At 54.9% G+C, this 20,241-nt stretch carries 14 protein-coding genes and 8 pseudogenes; 4 read left to right on the top strand and 18 right to left on the bottom strand.

Annotation, left to right across the window (positions count from 1 at the left end):
• Positions 1–345: 345 nt before the first annotated feature.
• Positions 346–1,044 carry a VIT1/CCC1 transporter family protein gene (locus tag JCM13996_RS01310; protein ID WP_054749306.1) on the top strand — a complete coding sequence of 233 codons (699 nt, stop codon included), beginning with the start codon at positions 346–348 and terminating at the stop codon, positions 1,042–1,044.
• Positions 1,045–1,057: 13 nt separating this feature from the next.
• A pseudogene (locus JCM13996_RS01305) lies at positions 1,058–1,748 on the top strand (VIT1/CCC1 transporter family protein).
• A gap of 68 nt (positions 1,749–1,816) precedes the next feature.
• Here JCM13996_RS01305 and JCM13996_RS01300 read toward each other — a convergent pair.
• The 4 genes from JCM13996_RS01300 to JCM13996_RS01285 form a co-directional block, all read right to left on the bottom strand.
• Positions 1,817–2,164, bottom strand: coding sequence for a DUF1831 domain-containing protein (locus tag JCM13996_RS01300; protein ID WP_054749305.1), 348 nt, complete (start codon positions 2,162–2,164; stop codon positions 1,817–1,819).
• A gap of 85 nt (positions 2,165–2,249) precedes the next feature.
• Positions 2,250–3,413: a cysteine desulfurase family protein gene (locus JCM13996_RS01295; protein WP_054749304.1), complete on the bottom strand. Its 1,164-nt coding sequence runs from the start codon at positions 3,411–3,413 to the stop codon at positions 2,250–2,252.
• 83 nt (positions 3,414–3,496) lie between these two features.
• Positions 3,497–4,186 (bottom strand): 5'-methylthioadenosine/adenosylhomocysteine nucleosidase, encoded by a 690-nt coding sequence (locus JCM13996_RS01290; RefSeq protein WP_054749303.1) that lies wholly within the window; start codon positions 4,184–4,186, stop codon positions 3,497–3,499.
• Positions 4,187–4,233: 47 nt separating this feature from the next.
• Positions 4,234–4,497: a hypothetical protein gene (locus JCM13996_RS01285; RefSeq protein WP_054749302.1), complete on the bottom strand. Its 264-nt coding sequence runs from the start codon at positions 4,495–4,497 to the stop codon at positions 4,234–4,236.
• A 269-nt stretch (positions 4,498–4,766) separates the two neighbouring features.
• On the opposite strand from JCM13996_RS01285, the gene JCM13996_RS01280 reads away from it, so the two are divergent.
• Together JCM13996_RS01280 and JCM13996_RS01275 are read left to right on the top strand one after the other, a co-directional pair.
• Positions 4,767–6,305, top strand: coding sequence for a multicopper oxidase family protein (locus JCM13996_RS01280; protein ID WP_054749301.1), 1,539 nt, complete (start codon positions 4,767–4,769; stop codon positions 6,303–6,305).
• Between the two features lie 85 nt (positions 6,306–6,390).
• Positions 6,391–7,181, top strand: a pseudogene (locus tag JCM13996_RS01275) (tyrosine-protein phosphatase).
• On the opposite strand, the gene yaaA reads toward JCM13996_RS01275, so the two are convergent.
• The 14 genes and pseudogenes from yaaA to mraY form a co-directional block, all read right to left on the bottom strand.
• The gene (yaaA, locus tag JCM13996_RS01265) at positions 7,182–7,925 is read right to left on the bottom strand and encodes a peroxide stress protein YaaA (protein ID WP_054749298.1); all 744 of its coding nucleotides are present in this window, start codon (positions 7,923–7,925) and stop codon (positions 7,182–7,184) included.
• 154 nt (positions 7,926–8,079) lie between these two features.
• Positions 8,080–10,880 (bottom strand): annotated as a pseudogene (gene ileS / locus JCM13996_RS01260) (isoleucine--tRNA ligase).
• A 263-nt stretch (positions 10,881–11,143) separates the two neighbouring features.
• On the bottom strand, positions 11,144–11,689 hold the full coding sequence (locus tag JCM13996_RS01255) for a DivIVA domain-containing protein (RefSeq protein ID WP_054749297.1): 546 nt from the start codon (positions 11,687–11,689) through the stop codon (positions 11,144–11,146).
• Positions 11,664–11,771: a DivIVA domain-containing protein gene (locus JCM13996_RS12695; RefSeq protein ID WP_162205151.1), complete on the bottom strand. Its 108-nt coding sequence runs from the start codon at positions 11,769–11,771 to the stop codon at positions 11,664–11,666. Before JCM13996_RS12695 ends, JCM13996_RS01255 begins: the two co-directional genes overlap by 26 nt.
• Positions 11,772–11,805: 34 nt before the next feature.
• Complete coding sequence (locus tag JCM13996_RS01250; protein WP_054749296.1) at positions 11,806–12,600, bottom strand: YlmH family RNA-binding protein; 795 nt, start codon at positions 12,598–12,600, stop codon at positions 11,806–11,808.
• 16 nt (positions 12,601–12,616) lie between these two features.
• A complete protein-coding gene (locus JCM13996_RS01245) occupies positions 12,617–13,108 on the bottom strand; it encodes a cell division protein SepF (protein ID WP_054749295.1) in 492 nt (163 codons plus the stop codon).
• Between the two features lie 30 nt (positions 13,109–13,138).
• Positions 13,139–13,348: pseudogene (locus JCM13996_RS13075) on the bottom strand (cell division protein FtsZ); the annotation flags it as partial.
• Positions 13,349–13,489: 141 nt separating this feature from the next.
• A pseudogene (locus JCM13996_RS13070) lies at positions 13,490–13,618 on the bottom strand (cell division protein FtsZ); the annotation flags it as partial.
• Complete coding sequence (ftsZ, locus tag JCM13996_RS13065; RefSeq protein ID WP_439646448.1) at positions 13,591–14,382, bottom strand: cell division protein FtsZ; 792 nt, start codon at positions 14,380–14,382, stop codon at positions 13,591–13,593. The pseudogene JCM13996_RS13070 and the gene ftsZ, both read right to left, overlap by 28 nt.
• 33 nt (positions 14,383–14,415) lie before the next feature.
• A pseudogene (ftsA, locus tag JCM13996_RS01235) lies at positions 14,416–15,761 on the bottom strand (cell division protein FtsA).
• Between the two features lie 201 nt (positions 15,762–15,962).
• Positions 15,963–16,550, bottom strand: coding sequence for a cell division protein FtsQ/DivIB (locus tag JCM13996_RS01230; protein ID WP_054749294.1), 588 nt, complete (start codon positions 16,548–16,550; stop codon positions 15,963–15,965).
• A 150-nt stretch (positions 16,551–16,700) separates the two neighbouring features.
• A pseudogene (murG, locus tag JCM13996_RS01225) lies at positions 16,701–17,797 on the bottom strand (undecaprenyldiphospho-muramoylpentapeptide beta-N-acetylglucosaminyltransferase).
• Between the two features lie 33 nt (positions 17,798–17,830).
• Positions 17,831–19,189, bottom strand: a complete 1,359-nt coding sequence (gene murD, locus JCM13996_RS01220) for a UDP-N-acetylmuramoyl-L-alanine--D-glutamate ligase (protein ID WP_054749293.1) — start codon at positions 19,187–19,189, stop codon at positions 17,831–17,833.
• Between the two features lie 21 nt (positions 19,190–19,210).
• Positions 19,211–20,229: pseudogene (gene mraY / locus JCM13996_RS01215) on the bottom strand (phospho-N-acetylmuramoyl-pentapeptide-transferase).
• Between the last annotated feature and the right edge of the window lie 12 nt (positions 20,230–20,241).

Here is a 20,241-nt window from a genome sequence, read left to right as displayed (position 1 = left end):
GGTCACGTTGGTTATCGACGCGACCGTTTTTTTTGCCCGACACCTAACGTTAGTTGCCAAATTGCGCCGTTAGTGGCATATTTTTAGGTGTACCTACAGTTATTAACGCTAACAATCAAATAACGGAAAGAAAGTGACCACCACTTAGGTACATAGCTGGCCGTAACTGCGGTACGACGATATTTTCGAGTCATCATTAGTAGCTTGGTGGCGATGCACCCATCGTCACCAAACTGGGGATTATGACCCACGTATGTATCTCGTATTGCAGCCATTACTATTAGAATGCGAACAACTTACCTGTGCCCGCACTCTGAAATAACCGCAAGAAGGGATTTGATTATTATGAAACAAAATACCATTCGGGTACGTAATCTGAGTCTGAATGCACAAATCAACCTCATTCGTGCTGGCGTGATGGGTGCCAACGATGGCATTCTATCCGTCGCCGCCATTGTGCTCGGTGTCTCGGCCGCCAACGTCGACACACATGACATTCTCCTGGCCGGGTTTGCCGGCATGCTGGCGGGCACTATTTCGATGGCCATGGGTGAGTACGTCAGCGTGCACGCTCAGCGCGACGCTGAAGAACGGGCAACGGCGGACGAGAAACTCCGGCTTAAACTTGACCCACAGGCAGAAATCGACTTTGTGACCCATAAGTATGCCGCCAGCGGCCTGAGCCGCCAATTGGCAGCTCAGGCCGCCCGTGAAATGTTTACGAGTGCGCCCGTGGTCACGGCGGTCCGGGAGCGATATGACATTGACCCCCACGAGCAAACCAGCGCCATGGGAGCCGCTGTGGCTTCGTTCATTTCATTTCCACTGGGATCACTTCTACCCCTACTGACGATTTCTTTGGTCAACAGTACCTGGCGCATCCCCGCAACGGTTGGCGCCGTTGTCGCGGCGCTTATGATTACCGGAGCTACTGCTGCTAGGCTAGGTAACGCAAACATCCTGAGAGCCACCGTCCGCAACGTGGTGGCAGGTCTAGTTACGATGGTCATCACGACGTTAGTGGGCCACATATTTGCGCGTTAAGGGGATGCCGATAATGAAAGCAATTCAAGTTAACAAAGATGCCTCTCTTGCCACCAGGGCCAACACCCTCCGCGCAGGTGTGTTAGGAGCCAATGACGGTATCCTAACCGTTGTGGGAGTGCTTTTTTTCGGTGGGTGCGGCTACCAACAACGCCTTTGCCCTCTTTATCGCGGCAGTTGCCGATCTGATTGCTGTAGCCTTTTCCATGGCGGGTGGTGAATATGCCAGCGTGAGCGCTCAGCGGGACACCGAGGCCGCAGCCGTAGACAGGGAGTCCATTGCGCTCGAGCAGGATCCCAACACGGCCCGGCAAGTCATCATTACTAGTTATACTTCCCGTGGGGTCACCGCCACCACGGCAGCGGCCATTGCTGATGAATTGATGGCTAGTGACCCGTTACCAACTATTGTCACGGCAAAGTACCACCTCGATGCAACGAGGCTCATGAACCCCTGGGCCGCTGCTTTTGCTTCCATGATTTCTGCCACTTTGGGGGGAATCTTGCCTTTATTAGCGTTGACCACGGTCCGAGGACAATGGCAGTGGCCAGCTACCATTGCCGCTACCGTAGTTGCGGTAGCTATCACTGGCTACCTGTCAGCACAACTTGGGCATGGTTTTGCCCGACGTGCCATTATTCGTAATATTATCATTGGCTTGATTACCATCACGTTGCACTACCTCGTGGGTCTGGCATTCTAATCTGACCAGTGCACATTATTATACAAAAAGGGCCGCACTATTCATGTGGCCCTTTGCTATACCATGAATTAGTCAGTGACTGGCTCCAGTACCTGCCGCTGCACCAAGTCATTGATCACGTAGTTAAACTGCTCGACATTTCCTGCCGTTTTATCCGACTTAAAGATGTCGACCGCCCGCAACCCGTTGGCCGTGGTCACCGACATCGATAATTGATCCAGGTCAGCATTGACCAACACTTTGAGCTTGGTATTACTGGTGAACGGGCTGTTGAGGTCCAACGACCGCTCCAGTTCAAAGCCGCCCTTGTTGGTCTTCTTGAAACCAGTATCCATCAGGGTGTAGCGCTTCACGTTCGGACTCAGCCGGAACTTCCGCTTATCCCCTACTACCTGTGCCGTCGTTGCCAAAGCCATATCCACCACTCCATTCGTTATTGTTACCCTTATTTTACCACATCCGTTATGGTGCAAGCGTTCCCACTGCTCCGCAACTGCCCGCTTACTTGGTGGCCGCGCGCGCCCGTAGCCGGTTCACAGCCTTGATGAGCGCGGCACTAAACGCAGCAATATCCTCACTGGTAGTGACCGTACCAAAAGAAATGCGAATCGATTCCGCAATGCGTGGGGAATCGGCGCCAAACATGGCGGTCAGTACGTGCGAGGGCTCCAAACTGCCGGCCGTGCAGGCCGAACCACCAGAAACCGCAAAGCCGGCCAGGTCCAGGTTTGTCTGTAACGCGTAGGTCGAGACCCCTGGGAACCACAGGTTGAGAACGTGTGGTAGCCGGTCGTGCGTGAGGTTGCCGTTCACGTGGAACTCTACGTCCTCATCCGTAAGTGCCGTTGTAATCTGCTTGGTAAAACCCTCATAGCGTGTGGTAAGTGCGGCTTTGGCCGCATTATCTAACCGGGCCACCGCCGCACCGAACCCCACGATGCCCGGCACATTCTCCGTTCCAGCCCGCCGTTTGGTCTCTTGTTCACCACCCAGCAAAAACGGGGTAAAGTGGACTGTATCATCGCGGTACAGCACACCCACACCTTTAGGCCCGTTCAGTTTGTGTGCCGACGCCGACAACATGTTGATGCCCAGCGCCTGCGGGTTAATATCCGCTAGCCCAAACGCCTGGGTAGCGTCCACGTGGAACCATGCTTGGTGGCTGCGCAGTCGCGCCCCCACTTTGTCGATCGGCATCCGGCTACCAACCTCATTGTTCCCCCACATTAGGGTCACCAGCGTGGTTTCATCGTCGAGGGCGGCATCAAAGTCGCTCATGCTAATTTCACCGTTGGCATCTACTGGTAAGTAAGTGACCCGAAACCCTTCCTGTTCCAACCGCCGCAAGGGGTTCAACACCGACAAGTGTTCAATGGCACTGGTAATGATGTGCATTCCCTGCTCACGCCGCGCGTAGGCAGTACGGATAATGGCGGTATTGTTGCTCTCCGTCGCTCCACCTGTAAAAACGATGTTATCCGTGGTGGTGTGCAGCGCTGTTGCTAGCGTTTGCCGGGCGTGGTCCAACGCCGCATGCGCCTGCCGCCCAAAGTAGTGGGTAGAACTGGCATTACCAAAGTCCGCGTTCATTTGCTCAGTCATGGCCGCGACGACATCTGGATGCATTGGCGTCGTGGCCGCATTATCTAAATATACGTGCTTCATGAAAATCTCCTTTACCGTCAATTGCTAATAAAGGCCACCAACCCGCAATGGGTTCGTGGCCAAGCATACTCGCACATATCCGCCTATAAAGCAGCAAGGAACGCCAGCAACATCGCGGCACTCCGCTTGCCCGCGTCAATAATGAACTCGTCAAAACTGACGCTAGCGTTTTCATCACCCACATCACTCATCGCCCGAATCACGACGAATGGCGTGTGAAACTGGGTTGCAACCTGGCCAACGGCTGCCCCTTCCATTTCGCTAGCAAGCGCCTGCGGAAAAATACCCTTAATGCGTTTAATGGCCGGCGTACTACTAATAAACTGGTCCCCGGACACGATTAAACCCGTGTGCGTGGTCAGGTTCGTCGCCTGAGCCGCCGCCGTGATTTTCGCCACAAAGTCGGCATCCGCCGTGAAAATTTGCGGTTGCTGCGGTAATTGTCCCGGCTTGTAACCAAAGGCGGTGGAGTCGACGTCGTGGTACGCCACCCCGGTGCTGACCACCACATCACCAACTTTGAGCCCCGTACCAATACCACCGGCACTACCCGTGTTGATCAGGACGTCCGGTTGGTAGTGGTCCAACAAGATGGCCGCCACCATGCCGGCTTGCACCTTACCAATGCCCGATTCCACCAAGGTCACTTCTTGGCCGTGAATGTGGCCGTGGTAATAATGCTGACTGGCAACCACGGCTTCTTCCTGATCCTCCAAAACGGCCAAAAGTTCACGAATTTCTTCTTCCATGGCACAGATAACGCCAATTTTCATGCTGAGTTCCTCCTCATGCGTAGATCACGACCCACGCGTACGTCTGCTTACACTAGAAACAGGACTAAGGCGACAATGATCAACATCACCACGACCGTCCCGATTGCCCAATTCAATTTGGCTTTCAGAACCGACACCTTGTGGTACGCTTCCTGGTCGATGCGTTGCTGACTCTTAGCCGCGGTCCGACTCACTGCCTGTTCGCGCGCGTAGTCACGTTCCACGGCTATCCGCTTGCGGTCACGCTCACGGGCAGTCGCCGTTGCACGTTCACGTGCTTCGCGCACTTCTTTACGTGTTTGTGGCTCCATCACTGTGCCTCCTGTTCCTATAACTTGTATTAATTATACACGTTCCGCCGCTGTTTGCCAAAGGGGGTCCGCAACGCAAGCCCCGCCGTGCTGTCCCGCAACTAGCAGGCCACTGGAGACCGCCACTACCGTGTTAGTCCGGGACGTGGTCAACAAATTATTGGTGCGCCGCACAAGCGCATACAATGCCGGTACGCGGGCATTAAATCCAATGAAGGGATATTGGAAATATGTTATCATCAGGGTGCAAGTAAAGGGAGGTTAACACCATGTCACAACCAGTAATTACCGATTATTTGTTTGATGAAGCTGCCTATAATACGCACGACGGCGGCTACATTCCCCTCGAAGCGCCGACCACATCCCCGCAACCGTTGGCCATTCCCGCTATTGCCACCCCGGATCGCGTCGAGGGGCAGGACGTATACTACACCATCACCGCCCAAACCGGTGAGGTGCAGCTGCTGCCCGGTGCCAAGACCAAAACCTGGGGGTATAACGCGCCGTTACTAGGGCAAACCTTCGTCTACCATGATGGTGAGACGGTACACCTACACTTAGTCAACCACCTGCCCGAAGTCACCACCTTCCACTGGCACGGCCTCGATATTCCCGGACCCATCGAAGATGGTGGCTGCCACGCGCCCGTGTACCCTGGTGAAGCACGCGACGTGACCTTCACCATCCACCAACCGGCCTCAACCGACTGGCTGCACGCGCACCCGTGTCCGTCGACGGCTGAACAAGTGTGGCATGGTTTAGCCGCAATGGCCATCGTTCAGGATGACCACGAAAGTCGCCTCCCATTGCCGCGGAACTATGGGGTCGACGACATTCCGTTAATTCTGCAGGACCGGCGCTTCCACGAGGATAACCAGTGGGATTACCGGGCCGACTACGACCCGGATGGCGTTCAGGGACCAACTGCCATGATCAATGGCACCATTAACCCGTACTTTGACGTCACCACGCAGAAGGTGCGGTTACGCATCCTGAACGGCTCCAACCGGCGGGAATGGCGCCTGCACTTTAGTGGCGACCTACCGTTTACCCAAATTGCTGGGGACAACAGCCTGTTACCAGAACCGGTCACGTTTACCCACCTCATGATCACGTGTGCCGAACGTCAAGAAATTGTGGTCGACTTTGGTCAGTACCACCCTGGTGACCGGGTCACCCTATACTCCGATGACGTTCCGATCGTGCAGTTTCGCATCCGCGACTTTGCCCCAGACCACAGCACTATTCCGGCACACTTGTTCGACGTACCGGAATACCACGTTGATCCAGACCTACCCGTGAAAAACGTGGTGCTGTCCGGCATGGACGAAGAGGTCATGATCGACGGCAAAAAGTTTGACATGCAACGCATCGACTACGAAATGCCCATGGGTAAGTGCCAAATCTGGGACATCACCAGTACCAACGATATGGTGGGTGGCATGATCCACCCGTACCACATGCACGGGACTGCCTTCCAGGTCATCTCGCGGAACGGCCACGCGCCCTACCCGAACGAAACCGGGCTGAAGGACACGGTCAGCATCAACCCTCACGAACACGTCCGCATCAAGGTCCTGTTCAACGTTCCGGGCGTCTTTATGTATCACTGCCACATCATTGAGCATGAGGACGGCGGGATGATGGCCCAGATCAAAGTGGTCGACCCGGCCCATCCAGACGTCCAGTACCACCTGATGGACCACCACACGCTCATGCAAGCCTTTGCCAAGGAACGTGGGGTCGCCATGAAGGACCTGTGGCTCGGCGGAATGGAGTCCTACAAGAAGATGGGCATGCACATGTAAATTCCCATGCATGCTAAGACGCCCACCCTAAACAATGGGAATGGGCGTCTTTGGTCGCAAGTATTTATGAAAGGAGGCGGCACGCATGCCGCATGAACGCGTGTTGACCATCCCCAACGCAATTAACCTGCGCGAACTGGGTGGCTATCCCACGACTGGCGGGCGAACCGTCGCCTGGCACAAAGTATTACGTTCCGGCACCCTCAGTTACCTAGACGGTGTGGGCGAACAACAACTGGCTGATTATGGGGTGACCACCGTAGTTGACCTGCGTAGCGATACAGAAGTCTCGATGTCCCCCGACAAATTGCTGGCCGGCACTAACTACCAACACCTGTCAGTCTACCCGCTGTCCGGTGAACAAAGCTTTTGGGATAAGCTGAAGCACCGGCAGCCCCCACGGCCACAAAGCTGGGACCTGGGTGATGCCTACATTGAAATGCTGGTCGACCGGCACGCGCTGCACGCCTACCGCCAGTTGTTTGACCTCCTGTTGGCCAACACCACTCCGGGACACGCACTGGTCTTCCACTGTGCAGCCGGTAAGGATCGCACTGGCGTCGGTGCCATGATGATTGAGGGCCTGCTGGGCGTACCCACCCAGTCATGCGTGCGGATTACCAGCTGACCAACCTAGTACTGGCCAACCCCGAAGGCATGTCGAGTGCTGCTGTCAACGCCAAACTCCAACACGGCGCGTCCGCCCTGGTCAACACAATGAACGCAGCGGCGGCGGGCGGTGATAACTTTGATACCGTCCAGAAATTCGTTACCAGCGAGTTCGGTACCTGGTCCGATTACGCCCGTCAGGAGCTGCGTCTATCGTCAAAGAATCAGGCGGACCTACGTCAGCTGTACTTGGAACCTCAAAGTTAACTAGTCACGCCGTAGAAACACCAACCGCTGACTACTCGACTGAGCCGGCGCAAACCGGTAATGGGGATCATCGAAATCAGTCAGACCCGCCACGTCGTCCACGGCGTGCGAAGCTGCAAATCGCACTAGTGCCCCGCGCGCCATCTTTGCATAGGTGGCGCGCGTTTTGATGTGGCCGTCAACCAGGCGGCCAAAGACTACATCCACAAAGCAATCATCACCCGTGAGGTACGGCGTAATGACGCGGGCGTACTCCATAGACGCCAAGTTGATTACCGGTGCCGACCAGTCCAACGCTGCGTAAACCCGCCGGCCCCAAAAAGCATACAAATTACGGGCCGTACCAACCGCCAGCCTGCTGCCCATATCCAGCCGGTACGGAACGATGCCGTCAAAGGGCCGCAGTATCCCGTACAAGCCGGACAATATACGCAGGTGGTCGCGCAAGTACGCTAACGCCTCGTCCGTCAACAAGTCCGCCGCAAGGCTTTGGTACTGCAAGCCGACAAAAGCCATGACGGCGGGCGTGACCTGCTGTCGTAGGTCCATTTGGTTCAGCCAACTACGGCTACTTTGGGTCAACTGGTCACTGGTATGCCACAATTGCTGTAGTGCGGTGGTATCGAGCGTGCGCAACTGCGCCAGTAGTTGGTCCGCTGACCCTAGGTACTCCGGCCACCCGGTCACGTCAAAGTTATCCGTGTCGGTCCGCATCCGCTTGGCAGGCGCGATAATCATTTGCATTGCGGTTAACCTCCTTAACCCTACTTACTTAAGCTGTGGCCCCAATGGGTTAATCCCGGATACAAGTATGGACCAGCGGCGATCCCCAGGGGGAATCGTTGCTGGTCCATACTTGTATATACGGGCGCCTTAAAGGACAGCCCTCCAATTACGCTTACTTAGCTTGCTTGGATTCCAAACCTTCAGTCACTGCTTCTGGGTAGTTAGCCCGCACAATGGCGGCACAACGTGCACACAGGGTGGGGAAAGCATCGTCAGTGCCCACATCGGTCCGGGTCATCCGGCAACGTTCACAAACGTCCCCGTCCGCGTGTTCAACCAACACCGCGCCATCCTTGAAGTCCAAGGCGTCAGCTGGTGCAGCCGTACCCACAGCGGCCTGCTTGAACCCAGATACAATCAGCATCTGCATCACGTTACTGTCACCCAAACTACCGAGCAAGTCCGCCAGTTCCTGGGTTGGGTAAACCGTTACCTTGGCTTCCATGGACTTCCCGATGAGTTTAGCGTCACGGGCTTCTTCCAAAGCCTTAGCAACCTCACTCCGGAACTCCATGAATGCGTGCCACCGCTGGAGAATGTCCTTTTCACCATCAATCGTCTTGGCTTGTGGCATATCGGACAGGAAGGCGTAGTCCTCTTTGCGGTTCAAGAACGGCCAAATTTCTTCCATTGTGTGTGGCAAAATTGGCGTCAACATCTGCGTCAGTGCAACCAGTGCTTGGTACATCACCGTCTGCATCTGCCGCCGCTGCAAGCTGTCAGCGGCTTCGATGTAAACGACGTCCTTAGCAAAGTCGAGGTAGAACGCGGACAGGTCGTTGACCAGATAGGCGGAAATAACCTTTTCCACACTGCTGAAGTCATACTTCAAGTAATCGGCATGGGCCTCACGAATCACCTGGTTCAACCGAACCAACATGTAGTGGTCCACGTCACTCAGGTCGTCCCAAGCAACGGTGTCCTTAGCAGCATCGAAGTCCGTAGTATTGGCGAGCATGAAGCGCATCGTGTTACGAATCTTCCGGTACGCTTCACTGGTTTGGGCAAAGTTGTCCATGGAGACGCGCACGTCAGAACTGGAATCAACACTAGCAACCCATAAACGGACAATTTCGGCCCCATACTGCTTCTCGACCTTTTCAGGTGCGATAACGTTGCCAAGGGACTTACTCATCTTTTGGCCCTTACTATCAAGGGTGAAGCCTTGTGACAGCACGTTCTTGTAAGGGGCCACCCCATTAACAGCCACACTGGTGATCAAACTACTGTTGAACCAGCCACGATACTGGTCGGAGCCTTCCAGGTACAGACTGGATGGGTAAGTCAGGTCATCGCGACCCTGCAGGCACCCTGCCCATGACGAACCGGAGTCAAACCAGACGTCTATGATGTCGGTTTCCTTAGTGAACTTGCCGTTTGGACTACCTGGGTGCGTGTAGCCCTCTGGTAACAGGTCTTTGGCATCGCGCTCAAACCAAACGTTCGAACCGTACCGACCAAACAGGTCAGCCACGTGTCGATGGTCTCCTTTTCCAGAATCGGCGTGCCGTCTTCAGCATAGAAAATTGGCAACGGTACACCCCAAGCCCGCTGACGGGAGATGACCCAGTCACCACGGTCACGAATCATGTTGTACAAGCGGGTCTTGCCCCAACTTGGCGTGAAGTTGACCTTGTCGATTTGGCCCAAAATCTCGTCCCGGAAGGATGCCACGGAGGCAAACCACTGCGTCGTAGCCCGGTAAATGACTGGCTTCTTGGTCCGCCAGTCGTGTGGGTAACTGTGGGTGAAGAAGTCAAGCTTCAACAACGCACCCTTATCAGTTAATTGCTGCGTCACCATCTTGTTGGCGTCGTCATAGAAGACACCTTCAAAGCCCGGTGCGTTCTCGTTCATGTACCCCTTGGCGTCGACCACAGATTCAACTGGGAGGCCGTAACGTACACCCACGTTGTAGTCATCTTCACCATGACCCGGAGCGGTGTGGACCAAACCAGTACCCGCATCGAGCGTAACGTGGTTGGCGTTCATCACCAAACTGTCTCGATCGTATAGCGGGTGGCGCGCCACCATCTTGTCCATGTCGATACCCTTAAAGGTTTTGAGTACCTGCGGATCACTCCAACCGAGGTCTGCGGCAACTTCGTGGAGGCGTTCCGCCGCCACCACGTACTTCTTGCCATCAACAGCTACCTGCACGTACTCAAACTTCGGGTTCACGGTGATCCCACGGTTAGACGGAATGGTCCACGGCGTCGTGGTCCAAATAATCAGGTAGGTATCGGTGTCGAGAATGCCCTTGCCATCTTTGACCTGAAAGGCCACGTAAATGGACGGGGACTTCACGTCCTTGTACTCAACTTCAGCTTCGGCCAACGTTGATTCTGACGACCATGACCAGTACACAGGCTTCAAACCGTGATAAATGTAGCCCTTTTCGGCCATCTTACCAAAGACGCGTACTTCTGCTGCTTCAAATTCCGGTAGCAGCGTGATGTACGGGTGGTCCCAGTCGCCTGATACCCCGAGACGCTTAAACTCGGTCCGCTGCCGGTCGATTTCCTTCATGGCGAACTGACGGCACAGTTCACGGTAATCGGCCATTTTCATTTCCTTGCGCTTGATACCCTGCTTGGCTAACTGCTGCTCGATGGGCAACCCGTGCGTATCCCAGCCAGGCACGTATGGTGAGTAGTAACCCGCCATGGAGTGGTAACGCACAATGATATCCTTACTGATTTTATTCAACGCGTGACCCATGTGGATGTCACCGTTGGCAAAGGGAGGCCCATCGTGAAGCACAAACGCTGGCCGGCCCTGGTTCAGCTTTTGGCGCTGCTCGTACACATGGTTTTCTTCCCAATCCTTCTGGAATTCTGGTTCACGCTTGGGTAAGTTACCCCGCATTGGGAACGCGGTCTTACCGAGATTCAAAGTATCTTTGACTTTCATGTTCTGCCCCCTTAATTACATAAAAAAAATCTCGTCCCTGTTAGGACGAGATATTCGTGGTACCACCTAAGTTCGGTCGCCACCCGGTACAAACCAAGTGACCACCCTCACCGTTGCGATATCGTGCAACTCCCCGCCTACCGTTGGCTCGGCAGGACCTCAGGACGTGATATCTGTGGGTGGCACGACTCCCAGTCTCACACCAGCATACCGGGTCGCTGCAGGGCACCATCCCACCGACGTGTGTCCGTCAATGGTTAAACTTACTTAATTGGTTCATCGGGAAAGACGATTTCGGTCACACCATCATCCGACGCGCTCGACGATGATTCTACCGAAGCCTTACCCTCGTTGTCAAGGGGTCCTTCCGTGTGGCTCGGAACGGGCTGGTCGATCTTGGCTCCAATCGTCCGGTTCCATTCAGCACCACTAATGGCCTCCAGCTCGGCTTCCAACAACATCTTCATGTGCTGGCGGAATTCCTGAACGTTACGCTTGGCATCATCAGCCTCGATCTGGTAACGCCGGGCATCATCGGCAGCTCGTCCCACGACCTGGTCGTGGTGCGCCTTGGCGTCGTTGGCCAACTGGTCAGCATTCTTCTGTGCCCGCGCAATAATGGCATCGGCATCAGACTGTGCGTTCTGCTTGACGTTATCCGCGGCATCCTGGGCCAAGATCAACGACTTGTTCAGTGCTTCCTTCATGCCCTGGAACTCGTCGATCTCCGCTTGGGCTTGTTTCAAGTCTGCACTGAGCGATTCGTTCCGCTTGATGAGGTCGCTAAAATCCTGGATGATCTGATCCAAAAAAATCGTTGACCTCGTCCTGATCGTACCCACGCATTTTAACGTTAAACTGTTTATCATGAATATCAACTGGGCTTAACATACTCATTCCTCCTACTTATCAGCGGGCACCCGTATTAGTGCCCCCGCTGTTTACGAATCACTCGAGTGACCAAGCGCAGTTTACCCTTGGCGGTCTGCCCGGTAACAGCATCAACCGCGATTCGGCCAAAGCCACGCACAGACACCATATCGTTGGGCGCAATTTCCGCGTCCGGACGCGACGTTGCTTGCCAGTTTAACGTCACCTCGCCATGCTCAACCAACTCCTTGGCGCGTTGCCGCGACACATGGTAGACGTGGCTGACCAACGCGTCGAGCCGCAACCCGGGTAGCAGGGCCACCTCTTCCTCCCAATCGCTCAAGCCGTGGACCCGCTCATCCCGGGTTACCGGAAACAGCCGCACCGCGACCCGCCCAATATGGTCGATATTATCTACGAAAAAGTTGGTCATACTGGCGTCAACCGCAAACTGCCAACGCGTGCCATCGGTTTCAATGTCGCCGAACACGTCGCGCTCAATTCCTTGGTGCACTAAAGTGCCCAGAATCGTGCTGTGGTGCAACTCCGCAAACTTGGTCGGGTACTTGATGTCCAGCAGTTGTACCTGAAAGTCTTCCGGTTGGGGGGTGAAATAGTCCGGCGCAAAAACGATGCGCTGCCATTCAGCGTCATCGAACGCACCATCTGACCACATCCCCATACTATCGTCGTCACCCAATAACATACGCGCAATGGCACGCGTACGCGGATTCGCAAAGGGGGTCACAACAGGCCGGTACTCAACTTGCGCCGTCGCGATAGCATCACGGAGCTGGTCAACCAGGATGCGCTCTTCCGGACGAAAGTGTTGATAAATACCAGTCGTCATCAGTGTTCACCTATGTCTATTCCAGGTCCAAATCGTCATGAATCTTCTCGGCGAGGTTGCCACTCACTTCAAAGTTGGCCGGCGTCACCAAGAAAATCATGTTGCCAACCCGCTTAATCTCACCGTTAATGGCAAAAACGAGGCCCGTGAGAAAATCTACGATTCGCTTTGCATCCGCCGGCTCCATCCGTGAAAAGTTGACCAATACGGCCGAGTCACCAAGCAGGTTGCGCCCAACTTCCTTTGCGTCAGAATAAACGCGGGGTTCGTACAACTCAATTTTGGAGTTGCCCTTTTGCGCGCCACTGATTGGCAGCACGTTATTCGTGCGCGCCGTGTTGGGATGATTTGCCGCTGGCGTAGCCTGACGGGCCTGTGGTGCATCCGGGCGTGCGTTATTCCCCACCGCACTCTGCATCATTTCGTCATCGGCGTAATCTTGCTCATCAGCATCGTCGTCCATCTCGAAAAACTTGCCAAACATACTCCCAAGTTTATCCATTGCCATAATCAGTCAACCCCTCACTTATGTGGCTTACTAGTTATCCATCCGCCGCCGCTTAAAGAACGGTGGTTGGTCATCACTATCGTCACTGTCCTGCACGTGTGGTTGGGATTCGAACACGTCGAACTCCTTCTTCTGTACGTTATCAAAGCTGGCCTGCTGGTCATCGGCGGCTGCACTCCGTGGCTCCCGCCGCAGGTCCCAGTCACCAAACGGATCGTCGGTCTTACTCTGGTTGGCGTCGCCCGCCTGGTCGTTCTTGGCCGCCTGGTTGATACTCTGGCGAACCGAACCGCGCCGCGGCGTGCTGCCGTTGTCCAAATCATCCAGACCCGTGGCAATCACCGTGACGACCACTTCGTCGCCCAGGTCTTCGTTAATGGAAGTCCCAAAGATGATGTTAACGTCGCTGGTCGCGGCCTGGGTCACAATTTCAGAAGCGGCTTGGGCTTCAAACAGAGACAAGTCCGGGCCACCAGTGATGTTCAGTAGCACCTGCTTGGCACCATCGATACCGACTTCCAGTAGTGGTGAGGAAATGGCCTTCTTGGTGGCTCCTCGGTCCGGTTCTCGCCGGTCGCAGAGCCAACACCCATTAAGGCGCTACCCTGCTTAGCCATCACGGTCTTCACGTCGGCAAAGTCCAAGTTAACGTAACCAGGACTCGTAATCAGGTCAGAAATACCCTGCACGCCCTGACGCAGCACGTTATCAGCCGTTTGGAAGGCTTCCAGCATCGGCGTCTTCTTGTCAACGATTTCCAGCAGGCGGTCATTGGCAATAATAACCAACGTGTCCACGTGCTGCTTCAGCTCCTTAATGCCATCCTTAGCGTTGTTGGCACGCTTGGGTCCCTCAAAGGTGAACGGTTTAGTGACCACACCAACCGTCAATGCCCCTTGTTCCTGCGCAATTTTAGCCACAACGGGAGCAGCACCGGTACCGGAACCACCACCCATACCACAGGTGATAAAAATCATGTCGGCACCCTGCAGCGCTTCGGCAATGGCCTCTTCACTTTCCTCAGCGGCCTTCTGCCCGATCTCTGGCGCCGCACCGGCACCCAAACCACGGGTCAGTTTTGGTCCTAATTGAATCTTAGTATCAGCGTTTGACGCGCCTAAGGCCTGCAAATCGGTGTTGGCAGCGATAAACTGCACACCCTTAACATCCTCACTAATCATGCGGTTCACGGCGTTACCACCGGCCCCACCGACACCAATGACCTTGATCACGGCGCCGTTCGCACTCATTTGTTCATCTGCTGCGAATTCCATCTTCGTTCCTCCTACTAGGGGTGATATTTACGATTATTCAAAGAACGAGCTAAAGAAGTGACGAATCTTTTTACCCGTCTTCTTCTTTGGTTGCTCCTCTTGCTGGTCAGCTACATCCGGTGACGTTTGTTCCTGCTGCGTTTGCCCCGCAGCCGGTTGACGCACTAACCGGGGCTGCTCAGTGGGACTTTGCTGCGCCTGACCGGCAGAGGCATCGGCTTGGCTAACCGCGCTGTTAGCCAATTTGTCGATGTCTGTCATGGCAGCCGCCGCCTTGATCAGGGCTAACGCCTGACTAAAGGACGGGTGCCGTAACCCCACTTCTGACGGCATGTACAACTTAACTTCACACTGGAACACATCCTTGGCCAACGCGTGATGCCCGGCAGCGCCGCGGTCCCACCGGTGATAACAATTCCCCCTGGCAAGTCCAAGGCGTGCGCATCTTCCAACGCCTCATGGACCCGGTTAAAGATTTGCGTGACCCGCGCTTCAATGATTTCTGATAAGTACTTCTCGGAAATCATGGCCGGGTTCGGTTTGCCCACTACCGTAACGGGGAAAGTCTCATCCTCACTCGTGCTGAGGGAATCCGCATTACCAAAGTCACGCTTCAGCTTCTCGGCTGACGTGTAATCAGTGTTAAGCACGATGGAAATATCCTTCGTGATGTTTTCGCCACCCTCACGGTCAGCGTACGTGAACTTTAGCTTGTGGTCGTGAATTACGGCGGCAGTAGTTTGTCCCCCACCGAGGTCGACGATCACGGTCCCAAAATCCTGCTCACCATCAGAAAGTATGTACTCGCCCAACGCCAACGGGTTGACCACGAGTTGTTGAATAGCCAACCCCGCTTTAGCAACCGCCCGCTTGATATTGTGCACCACGGTCTTCGGTACGGTCAGCAACAGGCCCTGCATTTCGACCCGGACGCCAATCATGCCACGGGGATCCTGGATACCATCAAAGCCATCAACGGTGAACTGACTAGGAATAACCGCAATGACCTCACGCTCTGGCGGCAGATTACGCATCATGGCCGTAGCGGCCACGTTGCGCACATCCGCATCGTTAATTTCCTTGCTGGTTTCACCAACCGCAATCATCCCGGTGACCCGCTCAATCTGTAACAGGCTAGCCGGTACCCCCACAACCACCTGGTTAATGGTGATGCTGGCCTTATCTGCGGCCTGCTGCACGGCAGCTTTAATGGCCGTGGCCGCCTGGTCAATATCCACAATCACCCCACGGGACAAGCCGCTCGAGTGTTGATTCCCCATGCCAATCACACTCATCTGTCCAGAATTAACTTCGGCAGCAATGACCTTAATTGAGGTGGTCCCGATATCCAGGCCGACATAAATGTCTTGATTAGCCATTAATCTGGACCCTCCTTTAGATTTTTCGTTATTCGTAATCGTCAATTTAATAGTTGTTATTACTTCTTTGAGTGTACCACACTGTTTCCCCCATGCGCACCAGTTAAAGCCCATATTGACGCATTTAAACGCTATTTGGTGGCCTTAGGAGTGAAGAATGCACCAACCTCTAAATCGACCGTCCCCGTTTTATTAACCTGCTTAATAATGGTGGGATAATACTTTATTTTTTTTACCCACCGTGCGACTATCAGCCACGATGGTATTGCCGTCGTTCATGGTCATGGTGATTTGGTACGGGTTCCCCCCACCACGGGTTGACTGAATTTCGGAAATATCCCGTCGAATGTTGGCTGGAAACTTGGCCACCACCCGAACGACCCGTTGCAGGCCGGAACCAAACCCCTTAAAAATCAGGGTCCCGTTCTTGGGCGCTGACAGGCCCTGAGCCAAAATCGTACCGTCATCCAGCAGTGCGTGGTAGCGGTTACCCCGTTGCACGTACCCGACCGTCGCGTGCTCAGTCACGGTGATTGTCACCGTACGCGCTCCGGTCACCCGGGTCTTGGCTGTGGCCACCCGGGTCACGTGCCGAGTCACCAGGTGACTCACGCGTTGCCCGTTCAACCAGACTGCAGGCATCAGGCTACTAGCGGTCAACCCACTAGCCCGTTGCACGACAACTGCGGCCACCGCGTGATTACCACGAACCCGCACCTTTGCTACTTTGGAAAACGGCAACGCCAAGTAACCTGTCACCAGGGTCAGTAAGATCAGTGGTGGTAACAAAATCGCCAGGTTCCGCCGTAAGCGTGGCGACGCACCCCTTCCAGATGCGGTAACGGGGCGGCGACGCCACGTGGGCCCGGATGCGGTGTTGGATTTTTATAATTACCCGTCCCGGGTACGTGAGAATCGTCGTTACGCGCCATCGCGCACCTACCCCCTCATTACGTCTTGCATGACTTTGATCAACCGGTCCGTGGCGTCCGGCACACCCTGACCACGAGCGGCCTTAGCCATGGCGGCAAGCCGCGCAGTATCACCCATTAACTCGTCAATGGTGTGCGTGAACTCCTGCGCCAACTCTGGCTCCGTGATTACGACCGCCGCACCCGCATCCGCCAATGCTTGCGCGTTGTGAAACTGGTGGTTGTGCGTCACGTTGGGACTAGGAATTAAAATCGATGGCAATCCCAGCGCCGTGGTTTCGGCTAAGGTCGTCGCACCACTGCGACTAACCAAGAGCTGCACGTCAGGCAACACCCGTTCCATACGGTCGATGTACGGCACGATGCTGATATTGCGGGCCACGTCCCCTGCGTCTTCACGCACCCGTTTGAAGTGCGTACGCCCGGTAGCAAACAGTACTTGGTAGTCACTCCGGGCAAAGATCGGCAACGCCGCCAGCACGGCTTTGTTTAACATCGGTGCCCCCCGCGAACCACCAAAAATGAGCACGGTCCGTTTCTTCGGGTCCAACCCAAAGTCGGTCAACCGGTCGTTGGGAGACAGTCCCGCTACCTGCTGTGCACGGGGATTCCCGGTGATCACCACCTTGGCCCGTGGAAAATCACGTGCCACTTCGGGAAAACTAATGGCAATCTTGTCGACAAAGTGACCCAAGAACTTATTGGTTACCCCGGCCACGGAATTGGATTCATGAATAACGGTTGGGATGTGCAGGCGCGCCGCCGCGTAAAGCGTCGCGGCGGACACGTAACCGCCAGTACCAACAACCACGTCGGGCTTAAACCGCCGCAAAATCTTTTTGGCCGCGCCCACACTCTTGAGGAACAACTGAATCGTGTGCGCATTGTACTTTAAGCCGGCCCAATTGAGCTTGCGCCGAAAGCCCTCAATTTCAATGGTTTCAAAGGCGATTCCGTGATCTGGCACGATCCGATTCTCCAGCCCGCGGTGCGTGCAACGTAGAGTACGTCGTCAAGTAAGTCGCGTTCCTTTAACCGGTCGATCAAGGCTAGCGCCGGGTAGATGTGACCACCCGTGCCTCCTCCTGAAACAATGATCCGCATAAGTTTGTCTCCTTAATGATTACGCGTACGTGCTTAGCCTAACTGATCAACGTCGGCGATAAAGCGGTCGCCGCGTTCCTCAAAGGTGTGGAATTGATCCCAACTGGCTGCTGCTGGTGACAGCAAGAGCACGTCACCAGGGTTGCTCAACGCGTACGCAGCCGGAACGGCCTCGTCCAGGTTGTCCACCCGCTTAATGTCCGGCACACCCGCCTTTTGGGCTACTGCCACCATCAAAGGCGCCGTTTCCCCATAGGTCACCAAAGCGTGCACGTGCTTTTGTAACAACGGAATTAATGCATCCATTGACAGGTGCCGGTCCAGGCCGCCAGCAATTAGCACTTCCGGTGCCTTGAAAGCCACGATTGCCACACTGGCCGCCTCAACGTTAGTAGCCTTGCTGTCGTTGTAAATTCGGCGTCCGTGCAATTCCTTTACGAACTGGATCCGGTGCTTGACCCCACCAAACGTCGCCAGAACGTGGGCAATCGCCTGGTTATCAACGCCGTACAGTTTGGCTACACTCATGGCGGCCAGGGCGTTCTCCACATTGTGGGCGCCAGGAATCTTGATGGTGTCCGCCTTGACGACGCGTTCACCGTCAAAGCACAGCCAACCATCCCCATCGACCACGGCCCGGGCACCGGCCACACCCGTCCGGGAGAAGGGAACGACCTGTGCACGGACATTTTGCGCAAGATCACGCCATTCTTGCTTATCCCAGTTCACGACAAAGTAGTCATCCGGGGTCTGATTCATCGTAATGCGCATTTTGGCGGCGATGTAGTTGGCCCGACTACCATGGTAATCCAGGTGGGCTTCATAAATGTTGTTTAACACCGCAACATGTGGGCGCAAGTGGTCAATGCCCAGCAACTGGAAACTAGACAATTCGGCCACGATCTTACTCCCGGGCCCAGCCTCCTGGGCAACCTGCGACAGGGGGATCCCAATGTTACCGCCCACATGGGCTTCGACCCCACCCTCGTTGAGCATTAACCCGATCAACGTGGTGGTCGTCGTTTTCCCGTTGGTCCCGGTAATACCGACCCATTCACCTTCAGAGACCTGGTAGGCCAATTCTGGTTCCGTAATGATGGGCAGTTTTAACTCTTGAGCCCGCTTGACCATTACGTTGCTGTACGGAATGCCAGGGTTCTTGACCATCAAACTAAAGTCTTCATCCAGTAGCGATACTGGGTGCCCACCGGTGATAACCCGCACACCCTCTGCTAGTAACTCCTGGGCGTCAGGATTATTGTCAAAGTCCTGCGCGTCATTGACCGTGACCAACGCGCCCAATTTGTTTAATAACCGGGCGGCGTTGACCCCACTTTTACCCAAACCAAGAACGATGACCTTCTTATTTTGATAGTCCGTAATTTGCTTCATTGTGCCCTTAACTTCCTTCTATTATGTAGACCCCGTCACTGCGGCGGAGTATGATTTTGTGTGGCTTAATTGAAAATTATAATGCCAACCTAGGTACAGGCAGCTGGCAATGATGCCGACAATCCAAAACGTAATGTCAATGCGCCATTCGCTCCACCCACTCATTTCAAAATGGTGGTGGATCGGCGACATCTTGAAGATACGCTTACCCGTTAACTTAAAGGACAGCACCTGTAAGATGACGCTGACGGTTTCACAAACAAAGATGATCCCGATCAGCAGCAACGACCATTCGCGGTGTAACATCAGCGCCACCACGGCCAGCATGCCACCAAGCGCCAGACTTCCCACGTCACCCATGAAGATCTTCGCGGGTTTGTGGTTGTACAGCAGGAAGCCCAACAGCGCCCCCACCGTGACCAAACAGATAATCAACACGTCGACGCGGTGGTCATGCGCCGCAATAATGGCGTAGGTACCAAAGGCCACCGTCCCCTGGCCGGCCACCAGACCGTCCAGACCATCCGTCAGGTTGACGGCGTTGCTAAAGCCGACCATCCAGAACGCCGCAAACAGGTGTATAGCAACACACTGTTGACGGGACCTACAAACGGCACCGTAATCACGGGTGTGAAACCAGCGTGCAAAAAGACAATGAGAAACACGGCGGCACCGATCAGTTGGCCCAAAAGTTTCTGCCATGCGCGCAACCCTAAGTTACGGTGGTTGACGACCTTCACGAAGTCATCCACGAACCCGAGCACGCCGTACAGTACCAGGATGAATAGCGCCACCCACACGCTGAGGGTCAATTGGCGCGTCCAGGCACCTACCCATATGGCTGAAACCACGATGGCCAGAATGAAGACTACCCCACCCATCGTGGGCGTACCATTCTTCTTGGCGTGCCACTTTGGCCCCTCATCGCGAATGGTCTGTCCTTCGTGTTTCATCCGCATAAAGCCAATGAATAGCGGCAGGAGGATCACGGTGATGGCGAAAGCCGACACCGCAGGAATTAACATCTGTGCAAGTTGCATGGTAAACCTCGT

The organism is Lacticaseibacillus thailandensis DSM 22698 = JCM 13996, assembly GCF_001312865.1.
In the GTDB taxonomy this organism is placed as follows: domain Bacteria; phylum Bacillota; class Bacilli; order Lactobacillales; family Lactobacillaceae; genus Lacticaseibacillus; species Lacticaseibacillus thailandensis.
This window is presented reverse-complemented; position numbering and strand designations above follow the sequence as displayed.

Bases quoted from the DNA above. Each gene is read 5' to 3' on its own strand.
- murD (WP_054749293.1), bottom strand. From the start codon at position 19,189: ATGAAGCAAATTACGGACTATCAAAATAAGAAGGTCATCGTTCTTGGT.
- JCM13996_RS01295 (WP_054749304.1), bottom strand. From the start codon at position 3,413: ATGAAGCACGTATATTTAGATAATGCGGCCACGACGCCAATGCATCCA.
- JCM13996_RS01280 (WP_054749301.1), top strand. From the start codon at position 4,767: ATGTCACAACCAGTAATTACCGATTATTTGTTTGATGAAGCTGCCTAT.
- JCM13996_RS01310 (WP_054749306.1), top strand. From the start codon at position 346: ATGAAACAAAATACCATTCGGGTACGTAATCTGAGTCTGAATGCACAA.
- JCM13996_RS01300 (WP_054749305.1), bottom strand. From the start codon at position 2,164: ATGGCTTTGGCAACGACGGCACAGGTAGTAGGGGATAAGCGGAAGTTC.
- JCM13996_RS12695 (WP_162205151.1), bottom strand. From the start codon at position 11,771: ATGTTAAGCCCAGTTGATATTCATGATAAACAGTTTAACGTTAAAATG.
- ftsZ (WP_439646448.1), bottom strand. From the start codon at position 14,382: ATGGAATTCGCAGCAGATGAACAAATGAGTGCGAACGGCGCCGTGATC.
- yaaA (WP_054749298.1), bottom strand. From the start codon at position 7,925: ATGCAAATGATTATCGCGCCTGCCAAGCGGATGCGGACCGACACGGAT.
- JCM13996_RS01285 (WP_054749302.1), bottom strand. From the start codon at position 4,497: ATGGAGCCACAAACACGTAAAGAAGTGCGCGAAGCACGTGAACGTGCA.
- JCM13996_RS01245 (WP_054749295.1), bottom strand. From the start codon at position 13,108: ATGGCAATGGATAAACTTGGGAGTATGTTTGGCAAGTTTTTCGAGATG.
- JCM13996_RS01250 (WP_054749296.1), bottom strand. From the start codon at position 12,600: ATGACGACTGGTATTTATCAACACTTTCGTCCGGAAGAGCGCATCCTG.
- JCM13996_RS01290 (WP_054749303.1), bottom strand. From the start codon at position 4,186: ATGAAAATTGGCGTTATCTGTGCCATGGAAGAAGAAATTCGTGAACTT.